The sequence below is a fragment of the Ochrobactrum sp. WV_118_8 genome (genome assembly GCF_039631535.1).
Taxonomy (GTDB): Bacteria; Pseudomonadota; Alphaproteobacteria; order Rhizobiales; family Rhizobiaceae; genus Brucella; species Brucella anthropi.
In genome coordinates this window covers 2,080,434-2,096,388 of the sequence record NZ_JBDIUZ010000002.1, presented here as the reverse complement: position 1 = coordinate 2,096,388, position 15,955 = coordinate 2,080,434, and the positions used below count along the sequence as shown (strand labels likewise).

The window sequence follows — 15,955 nt, the reverse complement described above, 5'->3', positions numbered from 1 at the left end:
GCAGGTTTTGAAGACGTCCGGAGTCTAATTTGTCACATCAATAGATGTCGAAATCGAAATACTTCTTGCGGATCGTTTCGTAGGTGCCGTCGTCACGGATTTTCTTGATTGCGGCGTTGAACTGTTCACGCAGATCGTCGTCACCCTTGCGCAGGGCAACGGCGATCTTCGTTTCAGAACCCGGAATATCACCAAGGAACTTGCAGCAGTTTGCGCCCTGCTTTTTCAGCCAATCTGCGGCGAGGAATTTGTCGGCAGCGATTGCGTCCAGACGACCGCTTTCGAGATCGGCATTGGCTTCGTCAGCCGTCGGGTAAAGCTTCACATCCGCGCCTGCCTTGCCGTAGACATCATCAGCATAGTTGCCCTGCGTGGTGCCAGCCTGTGCACCAACCGTCTTTCCATCGAATGCCGACGGATCGAGCGAAGTCATATCCGTATCCTTCGGCACGACAACCGCAAGCGGGGTCGTGTAATAGCGCTCGGTGAAGGCAACCTGCTTTTCGCGCTCCTCGGTGATGGCCATCGAAGCGATGACAGCGTCGAACTTGTTGGCCTGCAGGCCCGGGATCATGCCGTCCCAATCATTGGCGACAATCGTGCACTTGGCTTCCATCGCTTTGCAAAGCGCATTTGCGATATCAAGATCGAAACCTTCAAGCTTGCCATCTGGAGACATGTAGTTGAACGGCGGATATGCACCTTCGCTGGCGATGCGGATTTCTTTCCATTCCTTTGCCTGAACAGGCAAAGCGAGGAAGACTGAGGCCAGACCGGCCAGCAAAACTGATTTCAACATGACTTTCCTACTTCTTTAGAAGCGCACCCGAAAACTGTGAAACGGTTCTCAGTCAAGATGCGCCGGTAGACACACATAAGGCAGAGTAGCACATCCATCCGCCAGTCTGGATTGGGCAATGCGCTTAAACCCGATCCCATTCAATTGCGACTTTGATAGGACAGATTGACTGAATACCAAAACGCAAAAAGGGTCTGCTGCGTACCAGCGCAACAGACCCCGCATTCATGCGGCAGAAGCTATCAGGCAACCATACGTGCGCAATGATCTTCTTGTGCATATGCCTTGCCAAAGCGGTTCGAGAGGAATGCTTCGAGCGTAATGTCTTCCTGGCGGATAAAGCCCTGCTGTGGAAGATCACCCTTGGCCAGCATGTCGAGCACAGCGCAGATCGCCGAAGCCGTGGTGATCTGGATGCCCGAGCGAATGATCTTGCCAACCGGAGCGGCATAAACCTTGTTTGCGTAGGTTTCCTGAACCAGACGGCCGTTCTTGGTGCCGGAAACGGTCACAAAAATCACCACGACGTCCTGAAGAGTCGTCGGCAGGGCATTTTCGAAGATGTCCTTGAGCACTTCACGGCGATGGCGCAAACCGAGATCGTTGAGGAGCGCCTTCATCAGCGCAACGTGACCCGGGTAGCGGATGGTGCGATAGTTGAGCGTGCGCACCTTGCCTTCGAGCGTTTCGCAAAGCGTGCCGAGACCACCGGAGGTGTTGAAGGCTTCGTAGGTAACGCCGTCGAGCGAGAACTCTTCGCGTTCTTCGAGAGCAGGAACTTCGCTCAGCTCGCCATTCACGATGGCTTCGCACGGCTCGATATATTCGTTGATGACGCCGTCGGTGCTCCAGGTCAGATTGTAGTTCAGAGCATTCGAAGGGTACTGCGGCAGAGCGCCAACGCGCATACGAACGCTGTCGAGCTTGTCGAAACGCTTCGCCAGATCATAGGCAACGATGGAGATGAAGCCAGGAGCAAGGCCACATTGCGGAATGAAAGCGGTCTTGGCTTCCTTTGCCAGTTCCTTGACGCGGCGTGTGCTGGCAACATCTTCGGTCAGGTCGAGATAATGAACACCTGCCTTAGCAGCTGCTTCGGCGATACGGGTCGTCAGATGGAATGGAGCGGCGCTGAGTACAGCGAACTTTCCGGTCAGAGCAGTTTCAAGAGCCTTGGCATCTTCAATATCAAGTGCCTGCGTCTTGACTTCTGCGCCCGATTCCAGTGCATCGAGCTGCGCCTGAGAGCGGTCGACAACGGTAACGGCATACTCGCCTGTGGAAGCGAGAAGATCGGCAATGGTGGCACCGATTTTGCCTGCGCCGACAACTACGATCTCTTTCATATAACTTTCCCCTTGGAATGCAATTCGGATATGCAAGAATCGCATAGTTCCATGCAAAAAGAAGCATACAAACTGACGATATGACGTTGTTTGTTTGCACATATTGACGTATTTAATATGCATTATGACGACAGAAGCCGATCTTACCCTCATCGCCCTCCTCCGTGAAAATGCCCGCGCCTCGACAGCTGACCTCGCACGGCGCCTCGGAGTGTCCCGAACTACTGTCCAAAGCCGCATCGAAAAGCTTGAGAAACGCGGAGTTATCGAGGGCTACACGGTACGAATCGCACCGGAATTCGAGCGTGATCTGGTTCGCGCTCATGTGCTGGTGACCGCACTACCCAAGCTCGCGCCGAAAGTCGAAACAGTTCTGCGCAGCATGATGGCCGTTCGTTCGCTCCATTCCGTCAGCGGGCATTTCGATATGATCGTCGTTGTGGAAGCTCCTTCTATACAGGAACTCGACGCCGTTCTGGATCGTATAGGCGCGCTGGAAGGCGTTCAGCGCACGATGTCATCCATCATCCTTTCGACGCGAATTGATCGCTGAGGCACAAGATTAGTACGGCAGAAAACGAGATCGCTCTCACCTATCAGATGGAGACTGTTCCACTGGTGCGCTTTCGGCGAAAGAGCACTGCCGCAAGGCCTAAGAGCACGGTGCCTGCGATGAACAAAAATGCTGCGGCAGCGATAGCCGGACTGATATTTTCTCGAATTGTCGAAAACATCTGGCGTGCCAGGGTGCGCTGATTTGGACCAGCGACGAACAGCGTCAGCACAACCTCGTCCAATGAAGTCGCGAACGCCAATACTGCACCAGACGCGATGCCCGGCATGGCGAGCGGAAGTGTGACTTTACGAAAAACTGTCAGAGGCGATGCGCCAAGACTTTCGGCTGCCAGTTCAACACGGCGGTCGATACCTGCCAGGGCACCCGTAACGCTCACCAGAACAAAGGGGATCGAAATCACTGTATGCGCAATAATCACACCGAGATAAGAATTCGCTATTCCGAGCCGGACAAACAATAGCTGCATACCGACGCCCATAACCACGGCGGGAACGACCATGGGCAACAGGAACAAAGTTTTAATGGGGCCTGAAAGAAACAAAATCCTGCTGCGCAGGCCAAGTGCGGCCATCGTTCCCAGCACAGTCGCCAAAATCGTCGTTCCTGAGCCGATAATAAGGCTGTTGACTATTGCGCGCCGCCAGACATCCGCCGTGGCGAGTTCTTCAAACCAGCGCACTGACCAGCCGGGCACTGGATAGGTCAGAAACACGCTGGATGTGAAAGCAAGTGGAAGAATTGCAAACAGCGGAGCAATCAAAAAGACCACTGCGGCCACACCGAACAGGATTTTCGCGAAACGCCCCATGTTCATGCTCTCCCCCGCTCATCAGCGGTGAGCCGTCCGTAGACAGCATAGAGTACGAGACAGGCGACGAGCAACACGAGCCCCAATGCACCAGCCATACCCCAGTTGGCCGAACCGGTTGCGTAATAGGCGATGATCGAGCTTATCATCTGGTCGCCCGGTCCACCGATCAGCGCCGGAGTTATGTAGTAGCCAATAGCGCTCATGAACACGAGCAGCATGCCGGACAGGATGCCACGCATACTTAAAGGCAGTAGTACCCGCACGAAAGCCCTCCAAGGCGGTGCGCCGAGTGATGCAGCAGCCGGCATGAGATTGCTCGGGATCGATACAAGAACGCTATAAATCGGCAGCACCATGAACGGCAAAAGTACATGGGTCATGGCTATCACTACCCCTGCCCTGTTGAAGATCAACGGTAGCGGTCCATCGGTGACGCCAAGCCAGATCAACGTATCATTGATAAGTCCCTTGTCCTGTAGAAGAATGAACCAGGCCGCAGTACGCACCAGCAATGATGTCCACAACGGCAACAGAACTGCCGCAAAAAGCACACTCCTGATCCAGCCTGAGGATGATGTGAGCAAGACGGCATAGGGATAGCCAATTATTGCACAGGCAAGTGTCACCAGCGCGGCAATCCAGAACGTGCGCAGCATAATCGTCCGGTTGGCCGATGTACCGGGCGTCATTGAAACAATTTCTCCGGAAGTATCGCGCTCCATATCGACCGCCGCGAGCAGGTTGCGATCAGTTGTTGGTGAAAGCGCATTCGCAATAGCATGCCAAAACTCCGGTCGGCTCCATCGCTTGTCGATCATTTCCAGGTCAGGAACAGGATCACCCTTCTCGATGGCTGAAAGTGTTTTGCTCATCAAGGTACGAAAGCCCGATTGGGCGCTGTTCAAGCGGCGGACCATGTCGCCTACAGCCTGCTGGTCGGTCGAAGCCTTCAGGTCTGCCACGAGCGCCTGTTTCATTTCAGGTGATGGAGCCGATTGTCCGTCCCAAAGAGTTACAGTCTCGGCGGTCTGGGGGAGAACACGCAAAACCGCCGTATCGGACACGGCCTGTTTCATCATCACACCAAGCGGCCACAGAAAAAACAAGACAATGAAAACAAGCAGGGGCGCGATCAGAAATATCGCTCGGACAGTTTTGCCGGATGGAACCATCATGCTGCAATAGTCCAGCAATCAGCAGCATTGAACCCCGCTACGACATCTGTTCCAGCCGCCCATTCACGCGCTTTTCTGTCAAGACGCACAATAAAGTCATGAGCGCTGGCATCCAGCTGGATACGCAGATGATCCCCTTGATAGACACTGTCGATCACACGTGTTTTAAGAAGATTGTCTGAACCACCCTCCCCGCCCAGTTCGATGCGCTCGGGCCGGATGGACAGAAGAACTTTCTGTCCCGCCCCTAACGTTCCCTTCGATGATGCGGTTAGTGTGCCGCCATCCTTCAGACGAATGAAAGCGCTCGTACCTTCCACCCGCTCGACCGTTCCTTCAGCAAGATTGGTTTCGCCTATAAATTCGGCAACGAAGCGGGTCTGCGGCTCATCATAAATTGCACGCGGCGTGCCAATCTGTTCGATTTTTCCTTTGTTGAAGACAGCGATCCGGTCCGACATGGTCAGCGCTTCGCTTTGATCATGGGTGACAAAGACAATCGTCAGTCCTAACCGGCCATGCAACGCACGAATGTCAAGTTGCATCTGTTCACGCAACTGCTTGTCGAGTGCGCCAAGTGGTTCGTCCATCAAGACCACGCCCGGCTCGAAAACCAGTGCACGGGCGAGCGCCACGCGCTGTTGCTGTCCACCAGAGAGTTGCGATGGCTTGCGTTCGCGCATCGTGGAAAGCTGAACCATATCGAGCACCTTATCCACCAGCTTGCCGATCTCTGCTTTCCCAATACCTCGCATCTGAAGCGGAAAGGCGACATTTTCGCCAACTGTCATATGGGGGAAAAGCGCGTAGTTCTGAAAAACCACTCCCATGTTGCGCTTGTATGAAGGAACCGTATTGATTGCCTTGCCATCGACATGGATTGCTCCACTGCTTGGACTTTCAAACCCGGCAAGCATCATCAAAAGCGTCGTCTTGCCTGAACCGGAAGGACCAAGAAGGCTCACGAATTCACCTCGATCAATATCGAGGTTCAAACCATCTATAACTTTGAAATCACCGTAGGATTTGCTGATATTCTCGAAGCGGATGCGGCAGTCCGTCAATGAATCACTCCATCTTCCGGAAAACAGGGAAACCCCGCCGATATTGCACCGACGGGGCCATGACCGTGAGTTATTGCGCCAGCCAGGCGTTGAAGCGCTTCGTCAACTCTTCGGAATTATCGATCCAGAAATCGACGTTAAGAGGAAGGGCGTCTTTCAGATTGGCTTCCGCCGTTGGAAGGTCCGATGCGAATTCCGCAGGCACCTTGCTTGCAGCTTCCTTGTTCGGCAGACCGTAAGCGACATATTTCGGCAGCTTCACCTGATTGTCGGGCTGGCTGGCAAAAGCAATGAAATCCAGCCCCGCATCCTTGTTCTCGGCATCTTTCAGGATCACCCAGCTATCGACAGCATAAATGCTGCCCGGCCAGACCACCTTGAAGTTCTTGCCTTCGCTCCTGTTTATGCCCGTGATGCGCCCATTATAAGCTGATGCCATCACAACTTCATCCGAGGCCAGCAATTGCAGCGGTTGTGCCCCTGCTTCCCACCAGACGATATTCGGCTTCAATTCATCGAGTTTTTTGAACGCGCGATCCACGCCCTCCGGGGTTGAGAGCACATCATAGACCTCATCCTTGTTGACCCCATCGGCGAGGAGAGCGAATTCAAGCGTATACTTGGCGCCCTTACGCAAGGAGCGCTTGCCTGGAAACTTCTTCACATCCCAGAAATCAGCCCAGGATTGTGGGCCATCTTTCAGCTTGTCCGCATTATAAGCGATTGCTGTCGACCACACGATTGCCCCTACACCGCAATCATTGACCGCACTGTCGAGGAATTTGTCCTTGCCGCCAACCTTGTCCCAATCGATCTTCTCGTAAAGACCGTCAGCACAGCCGAGAGCGAGTTCTTCGGCTTCTACCTGCACGACATCCCAGTTGGGTTTTCCTGCTTTCACCTTCGCCTGAACGACGCCGTAACCACCGTCCCAGGATTCATCTAGCAAAGGTTTGCCGGTCTTCTCGGAAAAAGGTTTGAAGTAAATTTCACGCTGGGCGTCCTGATAGTTGCCACCCCAAGACACGACCGTCAGGTCGCGGGCAGCAGCGGAGCCAGTATAAAGTGCGGTTGCTAGGAGTCCGCCCATCAGGGCAAGGCGAGCAATTTTCATCGACATGTTCCCCATTTTGGTTCGACGGGTTGTTCCCGCCGTTGTTGTAATGAGGTCATGCTAACTTGATCGGTAGTCGTGGGCAATATTGTAGTCGTCCAAGAATACAAAAGTAGTATCTGCCCAGCTAGATGTGACAAATCCGGGCGGGAAAGCACCCGGATATGTGATCTAGTCAGTGTCAGACGCGTTCCAGCGCAATGGCGATCCCCTGCCCGACGCCGATGCACATCGTTGCAAGAGCGTGTTTGCCGCCATTGAGCGCAAGTTCGAGCGCCGCCGTGCCCGCGATACGCGCCCCGGACATGCCTAGCGGATGCCCGAGCGCAATAGCGCCACCATTGGGATTGACGCGTTTGTCGTCATCAGCAATTCCAAGATCGCGCAACACTGCCAGTCCCTGCGACGCAAATGCTTCATTCAGTTCAATCACATCGAATGCGTCGGGTGCGATACCGATACGCGCAGATAGCTTCTTTGTCGCCGGAGCGGGACCAATACCCATAATGCGCGGAGGAACACCCGCCGTGGCGCCGCCCATAATACGGGCAATCGGTGTGAGGCCGTATTTCCTGATGGCTGCTTCAGATGCGATGATAAGCGCGGCAGCTCCATCATTGACACCGGAAGCATTGCCCGCCGTCACAGTGCCACCCTCACGAAAGGGCGTGCCCAACTTCGCCAGTGCTTCCAGGCTCGTGGCGCGAGGGTGTTCATCCTTAACGACAACGACCGGATCGCCCTTGCGTTGCGAGATCGTGATCGGAACGATTTCCTTTGCAAGGCGTCCATTGGCTTGCGCGGCTGCCGCCTTTTCCTGACTGCGAAGTGCAAAAGCGTCCTGATCCCGCCGCGAGACGTTGAAATCTTCGGCAACGTTTTCACCCGTTTCAGGCATAGAATCGACACCGTACTGTTTTTTCATCAAAGGGTTGATGAACCGCCAGCCGATTGTCGTATCGAAGATTTCCGCCTTGCGTGAAAATGCACTGTCGGCCTTAGGCATGACAAAGGGGGCGCGGCTCATGCTCTCCACACCGCCAGCAATGAGCAGTTCCGCCTCACCAGCCCTGATAGCACGTGCAGCCGTTATGACTGCATCCATCCCGGAACCACAGAGACGGTTTATCGTCGTTCCAGACACTCCTGCCGGCAGCCCGGCCAGAAGCAGCGACATGCGCGCAACATTGCGGTTGTCTTCGCCCGCCTGATTGGCCGAGCCGAAAATCACATCATCCACGGCTTCCCAATCGACGGAACCATTACGTTCCATAAGCGCTTTCAGCGGAATGGCGCCGAGATCGTCGGCACGCACGGAAGAAAGCGCGCCGCCATAACGACCAATGGGAGTGCGAATGTAATCGCAGATATAGGCTTCACTCATTACATGGTCTCACAATTCGGGAACAACGAGATCGGCGACCGGGCCGTCGATATGCAGCTTTGCGCCGGTCATGGCTTGAAGGTCTTCCAGCGTCATGGCGGCCAGCTTTTCACGCAACACGAAACGCCCCTTGTCGATATCGATCACAGCATGGCTGGTATAGATGCGGGTGATACATGCGACGCCGGTTAGCGGAAAAGTGCACTTTTCAACCAGCTTCGGTTCACCCTTCTTCGTTACATGCTCGGTGATGACGACAACTTGCTTCGCACCATGTACCAGATCCATCGCACCGCCCACTGCGGGCACGCCTTTGGCGCCAACACGCCAATTGGCGAGATCACCATTCTGGGCAACCTGATAGGCGCCGAGAATCGCGACATCGAGATGTCCGCCGCGCACCATCGCGAAACTATCGGCATGATGGAAAAATGCCGCGCCGGGCTTTAGCGTAACAGCCTTCTTGCCAGCATTGATCAGGTCCCAGTCTTCCTCACCTGCTGGCGGTGCTTCACCGAAATCCAGAGCGCCGTTCTCCGTGTGAAAAATCGCTTCACGTTCTTCCGGTTGATAGCGGGCGACCATTTCGGGAAAGCCAATTCCAAGATTTACATAGGCACCATCCTGAATATCCTGCGCGGCGCGCCATGCGATCTGGGCGTTGGACAGTTTGATGTCATCATGAATATCAATCATCATACGTAGGTCACTCCAGCACGAATGAGCTCTTCTTCTTGCTGCGGATTTGCAACTTCAACGACACTGTCGACGAAGATACCCGGCGTGATGACATTTTCCGGCTCAATGCTACCGAGCGGAACAATTTCCGATACTTGTACGATCGTCCTTGCAGCAGCCATACACATGAGTGGATTGAAATTACGCGCAGCCATGCGGTAGGTCAGATTGCCGTGCGTATCGCCAAGATGCGCTTTAATGAGCGCAAAATCAGCTTTCAACCAACGCTCCTGCACGTAAGGTCGTCCATCAAATTCAGCTATTACCTTGCCTTCGGCGAGTTCCGTGCCATAGGCTGTCGGCGTGTAGAACGCCGGGATACCAGCGCCACCTGCCCGGATACGCTCAGCAAGCGTTCCTTGCGGTACAAGTTCCAGATCAATTTCACCGGCAATATATTTGTCCGTGAAAGCGCGCGGATCGGAAGACCGCGGGAATGAACAGATCATCTTGCGCACCATCCCGGCGTCAATCATTGCCGCGATGCCGATGCGCCCATTGCCCGCATTATTGTTGATCACCGTCAAGTTCTTCGGCCCCTTATCGATCAGGGCATGGATCAATTCTATTGGCGCGCCTGAGCCACCGAACCCCCCGATCATGACCGTAGCGCCATCGCCTATTCCGGCAACAGCCTCGGCTAGACTTCCGATTGTCTTGTCCATTTTACCTCCATACCAGAGCGTTCGAGCTTCGTGCTTGAGCGTCCGGTCGCAATCGCACTGGAGTTAGCCACCTCGTCGGCAAAGGGTCAAACATTTTGTGCGATATTTGACATTTGTTCATATATCGCACAAAATATCTACGCAAATTGAGAGGGATTTCATGCGCGAAACAGATTTCATCGGCGGTTTTGCAAAGGGATTGAAGGTCATCGAAGCGTTCGGTGAAGACCAACCACGTCTTTCAATAGCGGACGTTTCAAAAATAACTGGTCTCGATCGTGCAACCGCACGACGGTGCCTGCTGACGCTGACCGAGCTCGAATATGCCGAGTATGACGGCAAGTTCTTCATGCTTCTGCCCAAAATTCTTCGGCTCGGGCATGCCTATCTATCTTCGACGCCATTGCCGACAATTATCCAGCCGCATCTGGACCGGCTCTCTGATGCCGTCGGAGAGAGCGCATCCGCATCCGTTCTGGATGGAACGGAAATTGTTTACATCGCGCGCGCCTCACAAATGCGCGTGATTTCCATCAACTTGATGGCGGGAAGCAGGCTTCCAGCCTACTGTGCTTCGATGGGGCGTGTGCTTCTGGCCTGGCTTCATGAACCCGAGGCTCAGGTGCTTCTCGAGCGCACTGAACGGAAAGCTTTGACACCATTTACAAAGGTGGAAATTGCCCCGCTGATGACAGAACTCTCCATTATTCGTGGTCAAGGTTATGCAATCAACGATCAGGAACTGGAGATCGGACTACGCTCCATCGCTGTTCCTGTTTTCAATCATCGAGGTTTAGTAGTTGCGGCGCTTAACATCGGGGCACCCGTGGCACATGTCGAAACAATTGACCTTGTGGAACGCTTCCTGCCTGCAATGCTTCAAGTCCAGTTGGATCTACGCAATTTGCTGAGATGACCGCAGAGAATGAAAAATCCAATTTATTCTATGATGATGAATCCAGAGCGACCAGACGCTCGCGCTCCCTCAAACGGAATGTACGGGGTGTTTCGCTCGTCATCTTCAGGAAAAAGCGTGAAAAATATGCGGGATCTGAAAAGCCAAGGCTGTAGGCGATATGCTGCACCGACGATGGCATGGCTATCAAATCGCGCTTGGCCGCCTCAATCAGCCTGCTTGCAACCATGTCTTGTGTCGTCCTTCCTGTCAGTTGTTTGACAGTCCGGTTGAGATGCGTTGATGAAACACCCAACAGTTTCGCATAAAATGAAACGGGCTTATGTTCTCGGTAATGACGGTCGATCAGTTCCTGCAAGCGCTCAATACGAGCATGCCCATATATCTGGCGGTCTTCCTGCTTCACGAGCTTTGAAGAATAAGCGTGCCGCAGAATATAAACGAAAACCGCCTGAATAAGAGATTCCAGCAAACTGTTTTTATATGGTTTTCTCGTGTGAAACTCATCTTGTAGTTGCCGCAGAAGAGAGGAAAGTAACGCCAGATTCTCGTTGCCCGCTCCTTTCATCGATATGAGTTGAGGCTGCATCAACCACTTCGCCATAACGCCCCCAGAACCGTCTCCAATAAACGGCATATGAGGGCTCAAAATCGTTACAATGTGCCCCACTATATCTCGAGAGAATGCAAACCCATGATTGAAACCGGGTGGCACCATAATGGCACATGGCGTTTGAAAGGGGTAGATGACGCCATCGAAGCTCACCTGCCCCGTACCCCCTTCAATATATAAAAGCTGAAAGAAGCTCTCGTGACGATGCAACGAAATTTCGAAATTATGCAAACTGGATCGCGAGAAAAGCGTCTCGCAGTGTAGCCAAAAATCCGGCTTCTGCTCGCTTTCTTCTCCATAAAGCTCGTATGTTGGAACAAAATTATCCGACACTTACCCTCCAATAATGTTCGATTTGTACAATAAATAGTCGAGATTATCCATTGCCAGCAGGAACGTTCCTTCAAGAATAAAGACGGAATTGCATTGGGAGGAACTTATGCGCACTCAGGTGGCAATCATCGGATCGGGCCCGGCCGGCCTGCTCCTCGGCCAACTTCTGACTAAAGCCGGGATAGACAATGTCGTGCTGGATCGCGTCAGCGCGGATTATATTCTGGGCCGTGTACGTGCTGGCGTCTTGGAAGAAGGCACGGTCAATCTGATGGATGAAGCCGAAGCTTCAACACGCCTTCACGCAGAGGGATTGCCACATGACGGTTTCTCCCTCGCCTTCGACGGCCGGGATCACCGTCTCGACCTGCACAAGCTGACCAGCAAGCGCGTTACGGTTTATGGCCAGACTGAGATGACGCACGACCTTATGGATGAACGGCGGAAGTCGAACACCACCAGCATTTATGAAGCCGCCAACGTAACACCGCATGATTTCGATACGACATCGCCATATATTACCTACGAAAAGGACGGCAAAACCCATCGCATCGACTGCGATTTCATCGCTGGATGTGACGGGTATCACGGCATAAGCCGCAAATCTGTACCGGACAAGGCAATCGATATCTTTGAAAAGATCTATCCTTTCGGCTGGCTCGGCATACTGGCCGACATTCCGCCGGTCGCTCATGAGTTGATCTATGCCAACCACGAACGAGGTTTTGCGCTTTGCTCCATGCGCTCGCTCACACGCAGCCGTTACTACATCCAATGTTCACTTGATGAAAAGATCGAAAACTGGAGCGACGAACGCTTTTACGATGAACTGCGCTGTCGCCTTCCGGCACATCATGCCGAAGCAATGATAACCGGACCGTCTTTCGAGAAATCCATTGCGCCTCTACGCTCTTTCGTGGCTGAACCAATGCGCTTTGGACAGCTTTTCCTTGTTGGAGATGCCGCTCATATCGTTCCTCCGACAGGTGCGAAAGGGCTAAACCTCGCCGCCAGCGACGTGCACTATCTTTACGAAGGATTGAGAGAGTTTTATCTGGGCAAATCAAAATCTGGCATCGACGCTTATTCTGCTAATGCGCTTGCGCGCATCTGGAAGGCCGAACGCTTTTCATGGTCCATGACCAAAATGCTACACCGATTTCCTGATATGGTTCCGTTTGATCAGAAAGTGCAGGAAGCAGAACTTGACTACTTCTGCACTTCCGAAGCTGCCTCAACCGCACTTGCTGAAAACTACGTCGGATTGCCGTTCTGAACGGTGAATACTATAAATAAGGTTTAACTAATTTTATTTAATAAAACATATAGAACTGATGCTTTAATTTAGAATTGATGTAGAATTCTATTTCTAATCGAACCCCCAGCAAGAAGTTCCGGCCAGAACTTCTTGCAAATAGCGCGGTCAGCTACCTTATTTGGGTAGCTGGCCGCGTTAATCTCTAGAGCTTCACACCAGCAGCTTCGCGCAACGTCTGGATCAGAATTTGCATAGCGGCTGTCTGTGTCGTGTCAGTTCGCATGGTCAACCCTACCGGACCTGTCGTTTCGCTTGTATCGATGGAAAGAGCGACAAGCTTGCCTTCAGATACATCTCTGGCAGCAACCCCTTCTGAAATGATCCACACCGCATCACTGTCGCGGACGAAAGCACGTCCAAATGCATCGGAAACGGTCTCAATCTGAACTGGCAGGGCACCTATACCGTTCGTAATCAGCAAACGATCCACAAACGGGCGAATGATTGAATTGCGTGTCGGCATCAGAACCGGGTAGTCGGCCAGATGCTCGAAAACCGCGCGTCCGTCCGTCAGGGGATGCCCTGTCCTGACAAGAAATCGAACCTGCTCCGAATAAAGATGCTCGAATGAAAAACCGGTCATCTTTTCTGGCGCGGCAAGCCGCCCTACAACCAGATCGAGATCGCCAACCCGTAGCTGCTCCAGAAGAACAGCATTTTCACCCGTAACGATTTTTACACGGCTAGACGTTCTTTCCGCGAGAAACAGGCTCATCGCTTTCGGCATGATGCGTGTTGAGACTGTCGGCAAGGCGCCAATACGAATAGGCGGTCCTGATCCATCCAATTCTTGCGACACGGAATCCAGCCCTTGCCGTAAGGCGGTCAAAGCCGTCCCAGCATGACGCAGGAATACTTCACCGAACCGCGTTATCCTTATGCCACGACCATCGCGTTCCACTACTGGAACGCCCAGAATCTCCTCCAGCTCACGCATCGTCTTGGTCACTGCTGGTTGGCTGATACTCAGGAGTTCGGAGGCCTTGACCACACTCTTCTGTCGCGCAACCTCAACAAACGTATGCAGATGACGAAATTTGATCCTGTTCCCAATCACTTATCTATAACCCTGTAGTTATGATTTTTGCGAATAATATCATTTTACTTAACCAGTTCAAAGCACGACAGTGCGATGCAAGAGGAGAAAGCTGTGCAGTTCGCATCCATAAACGACGTCGTCATCCATTATGATTTCCAGCCAATAGCCGCAGAGAAGCCTGTTCTGGTTTTCATCAATTCGCTCGGAACCGATTTCCGGATATGGGATGAAGTTCGCGCACGCCTGCGCAACGACGTATCGACGCTCGTTTATGATAAGCGCGGCCACGGCCTTTCAGATGTCGGAGCCCCCCCCTACACAATCGAACTCCTTGCGACCGACCTCATCAACCTGCTCGACAAGCTTTCGATAAAACGGGCGATCATTTGCGGTCTTTCCGTCGGTGGACTGATCGCGCAAGGTGTTTATGCAGCGCGCCCCGATCTGGTGGCCGGATTCGTTTTGTCCAACACCGCTCACAAGATCGGTACAGCAGCGATGTGGGACGCGCGCATAGCTGCTATTCAGCAAGATGGCCTTTCAAGCATCCTCGACGCGACAATGCCCCGCTGGTTCACGTCGGACTATCGCCGCTCCGATAATCCTGCCTATCATGCCTATTGCAATATGTTCGTTCGGCAACCGCTCGACGGCTATGCGGCCACCTGTGCCGCGCTGCGTGAAGCGGATTTAACCGAAGTAGCCAGAACTATTTCGGTGCCAACACTTTGTTTGGTCGGTGATCAGGACGGCTCCACGCCGCCTACCCTTGTGCGCGAACTGGCAAGTCTTATCCCTGAAGCAGATTTCACGGAGATTGCCGCCAGCGGTCACATTCCCTGCGTTGAACAGCCCGATGCCTATGTCTCGCTGTTGCGCAACTTTATTTCAAACAGATTCTAACATGGAGAGTAGCCATGGCTGACAAGGCAGTGCGGTCGGAACGCTACAAGATCGGCATGAACGTGCGCCGTTCAGTTCTGGGCGATACGCATGTGGATCGCGCTTCAAACGGTGCAACCGACCTTGATGCTCCGTTTCAGGAGCTTATAACAGAAGCCGCATGGGGCACGGTCTGGGCGCGACCCGGCTGGACCAAACGAGAACGGTCGATCGTTACGATTGCACTGCTTGCAGCACTCGGGCAAGACGATGAAGTTGCCATGCATATACGCGCTACGAAAAATACGGGCGCAACGAAGGAGGACATCTGCGAAGCATTGATGCATGTTGCAATCTATGCGGGGGTTCCGGCATCGAACCACGCTTTCAAGATCGCAAAGCAGACCTATGCGCAGATGGAAGCGGAGGAAACTGAAAAATGAAGAACAGTCTGCCGGAGGCAACTCCGTTCTTTGCTCGCGATCTGTCCATGCATCCACCGGCTTACACGCCGTGGTATAAGACCTCCGTCCTTCGCTCGCCTACTCGTGCTTTGCTTTCGCTCGAAGGCACCAAAAGTGAAATTACGGGCCCGGTATTCGGGCACAGTATGCTGCACGAGCTGGATAATGACCTCATCCTCAATTATGCACGCCCCGGCGAAATGCCGATAGGTCCGCGCATTCTTGTGCATGGCCGTGTTCTGGACGAGAGTAGCCGTCCTGTTCCAGGCGCACTGCTGGAATTCTGGCAGGCCAACGCTGGCGGGCGTTATCGCCACAAGAAAGAAACCTATCTTGCGGCCATCGACCCCAACTTCGGCGGCGTCGGTCGCGCGGTCACGGACGAAAACGGCTACTACTGGTTCAAGACCATAAAGCCCGGCCCGTACCCTTGGCCAAATGGTGTGAATGACTGGCGTCCGGCCCACATCCATTTTTCTGTGTTCGGTCATGGCTTTGCACAGCGCCTCATCACACAGATGTATTTCGAGGGCGATCCGCTGATCTGGATTTGCCCGATCGTAAAAACTATTCCCGACAAATCAGCCGTCGAACGGCTGGTCGCACCTCTGGACATGAACGCTAATTTGCCGATGGATATGCTTGCCTACAAGTTCGACATTGTGTTGCGCGGGCGCCGCGCAACCTTGTTTGAAAATCGCCCGGAGGGTGACTGAT

17 protein-coding genes are annotated in these 15,955 nt (G+C 53.4%); 6 read left to right on the top strand and 11 right to left on the bottom strand.

What is annotated here, in order from left to right; translation table 11 throughout:
- Window positions 1–37: 37 nt before the first annotated feature.
- Together ABDF71_RS24080 and ABDF71_RS24075 are read right to left on the bottom strand one after the other, a co-directional pair.
- Entirely contained in the window at window positions 38–799 is a 762-nt protein-coding gene (locus tag ABDF71_RS24080) for an ABC transporter substrate-binding protein (RefSeq protein WP_010658898.1), read from the bottom strand.
- 242 nt (window positions 800–1,041) lie between these two features.
- A complete protein-coding gene (locus ABDF71_RS24075; protein WP_010658899.1) occupies window positions 1,042–2,145 on the bottom strand; it encodes a saccharopine dehydrogenase family protein in 1,104 nt (367 codons plus the stop codon).
- Window positions 2,146–2,269: 124 nt separating this feature from the next.
- Here ABDF71_RS24075 and ABDF71_RS24070 point away from each other — a divergent pair, with 124 nt between their 5' ends.
- Entirely contained in the window at window positions 2,270–2,698 is a 429-nt protein-coding gene (locus tag ABDF71_RS24070; protein ID WP_500061819.1) for an Lrp/AsnC family transcriptional regulator, read from the top strand.
- 43 nt (window positions 2,699–2,741) lie between these two features.
- Here the strand turns inward: ABDF71_RS24070 and ABDF71_RS24065 are convergent, their stop codons facing one another.
- The 7 genes from ABDF71_RS24065 to ABDF71_RS24035 form a co-directional block, all read right to left on the bottom strand.
- Complete coding sequence (locus ABDF71_RS24065) at window positions 2,742–3,530, bottom strand: ABC transporter permease (RefSeq protein WP_151663072.1); 789 nt, start codon at window positions 3,528–3,530, stop codon at window positions 2,742–2,744.
- Window positions 3,531–3,532: 2 nt separating this feature from the next.
- Window positions 3,533–4,708, bottom strand: coding sequence for an ABC transporter permease (locus tag ABDF71_RS24060; protein WP_151663073.1), 1,176 nt, complete (start codon window positions 4,706–4,708; stop codon window positions 3,533–3,535).
- Window positions 4,705–5,772 (bottom strand): ABC transporter ATP-binding protein, encoded by a 1,068-nt coding sequence (locus ABDF71_RS24055; protein WP_043062469.1) that lies wholly within the window; start codon window positions 5,770–5,772, stop codon window positions 4,705–4,707. The genes ABDF71_RS24060 and ABDF71_RS24055 overlap by 4 nt, the downstream gene beginning before the upstream one ends.
- A 70-nt stretch (window positions 5,773–5,842) precedes the next feature.
- Window positions 5,843–6,886 carry an ABC transporter substrate-binding protein gene (locus tag ABDF71_RS24050; RefSeq protein ID WP_029927257.1) on the bottom strand — a complete coding sequence of 348 codons (1,044 nt, stop codon included), beginning with the start codon at window positions 6,884–6,886 and terminating at the stop codon, window positions 5,843–5,845.
- A 181-nt stretch (window positions 6,887–7,067) separates the two neighbouring features.
- Window positions 7,068–8,270, bottom strand: a complete 1,203-nt coding sequence (pcaF, locus tag ABDF71_RS24045; RefSeq protein WP_010658905.1) for a 3-oxoadipyl-CoA thiolase — start codon at window positions 8,268–8,270, stop codon at window positions 7,068–7,070.
- A gap of 9 nt (window positions 8,271–8,279) precedes the next feature.
- Window positions 8,280–8,969, bottom strand: a complete 690-nt coding sequence (locus ABDF71_RS24040; protein ID WP_151663074.1) for a CoA transferase subunit B — start codon at window positions 8,967–8,969, stop codon at window positions 8,280–8,282.
- Window positions 8,966–9,673: a 3-oxoacid CoA-transferase subunit A gene (locus ABDF71_RS24035; RefSeq protein ID WP_151663075.1), complete on the bottom strand. Its 708-nt coding sequence runs from the start codon at window positions 9,671–9,673 to the stop codon at window positions 8,966–8,968. Before ABDF71_RS24035 ends, ABDF71_RS24040 begins: the two co-directional genes overlap by 4 nt.
- 160 nt (window positions 9,674–9,833) lie before the next feature.
- Between ABDF71_RS24035 and ABDF71_RS24030 the strand changes: the two genes are divergently transcribed.
- A complete protein-coding gene (locus tag ABDF71_RS24030) occupies window positions 9,834–10,589 on the top strand; it encodes an IclR family transcriptional regulator (RefSeq protein ID WP_010658908.1) in 756 nt (251 codons plus the stop codon).
- 28 nt (window positions 10,590–10,617) lie between these two features.
- Here ABDF71_RS24030 and ABDF71_RS24025 read toward each other — a convergent pair whose 3' ends face one another.
- Window positions 10,618–11,535 (bottom strand): helix-turn-helix domain-containing protein, encoded by a 918-nt coding sequence (locus tag ABDF71_RS24025; RefSeq protein WP_151663076.1) that lies wholly within the window; start codon window positions 11,533–11,535, stop codon window positions 10,618–10,620.
- A 106-nt stretch (window positions 11,536–11,641) separates the two neighbouring features.
- Here ABDF71_RS24025 and pobA point away from each other — a divergent pair, with 106 nt between their 5' ends.
- Entirely contained in the window at window positions 11,642–12,811 is a 1,170-nt protein-coding gene (gene pobA / locus ABDF71_RS24020; protein ID WP_258124275.1) for a 4-hydroxybenzoate 3-monooxygenase, read from the top strand.
- Window positions 12,812–12,995: 184 nt separating this feature from the next.
- Here pobA and pcaQ read toward each other — a convergent pair whose 3' ends face one another.
- The gene (gene pcaQ / locus ABDF71_RS24015) at window positions 12,996–13,910 is read right to left on the bottom strand and encodes a pca operon transcription factor PcaQ (protein ID WP_010658911.1); all 915 of its coding nucleotides are present in this window, start codon (window positions 13,908–13,910) and stop codon (window positions 12,996–12,998) included.
- 93 nt (window positions 13,911–14,003) lie between these two features.
- On the opposite strand from pcaQ, the gene pcaD reads away from it, so the two are divergent.
- From pcaD to pcaH, 3 genes are read left to right on the top strand one after another with little or no spacing between them, the layout of a single operon-like run.
- A complete protein-coding gene (gene pcaD / locus ABDF71_RS24010; RefSeq protein ID WP_010658912.1) occupies window positions 14,004–14,795 on the top strand; it encodes a 3-oxoadipate enol-lactonase in 792 nt (263 codons plus the stop codon).
- Between the two features lie 14 nt (window positions 14,796–14,809).
- On the top strand, window positions 14,810–15,217 hold the full coding sequence (pcaC, locus tag ABDF71_RS24005; protein ID WP_010658913.1) for a 4-carboxymuconolactone decarboxylase: 408 nt from the start codon (window positions 14,810–14,812) through the stop codon (window positions 15,215–15,217).
- Window positions 15,214–15,954 (top strand): protocatechuate 3,4-dioxygenase subunit beta, encoded by a 741-nt coding sequence (gene pcaH, locus ABDF71_RS24000; protein WP_151663078.1) that lies wholly within the window; start codon window positions 15,214–15,216, stop codon window positions 15,952–15,954. Before pcaC ends, pcaH begins: the two co-directional genes overlap by 4 nt.
- Window position 15,955: the final 1 nt, after the last annotated feature.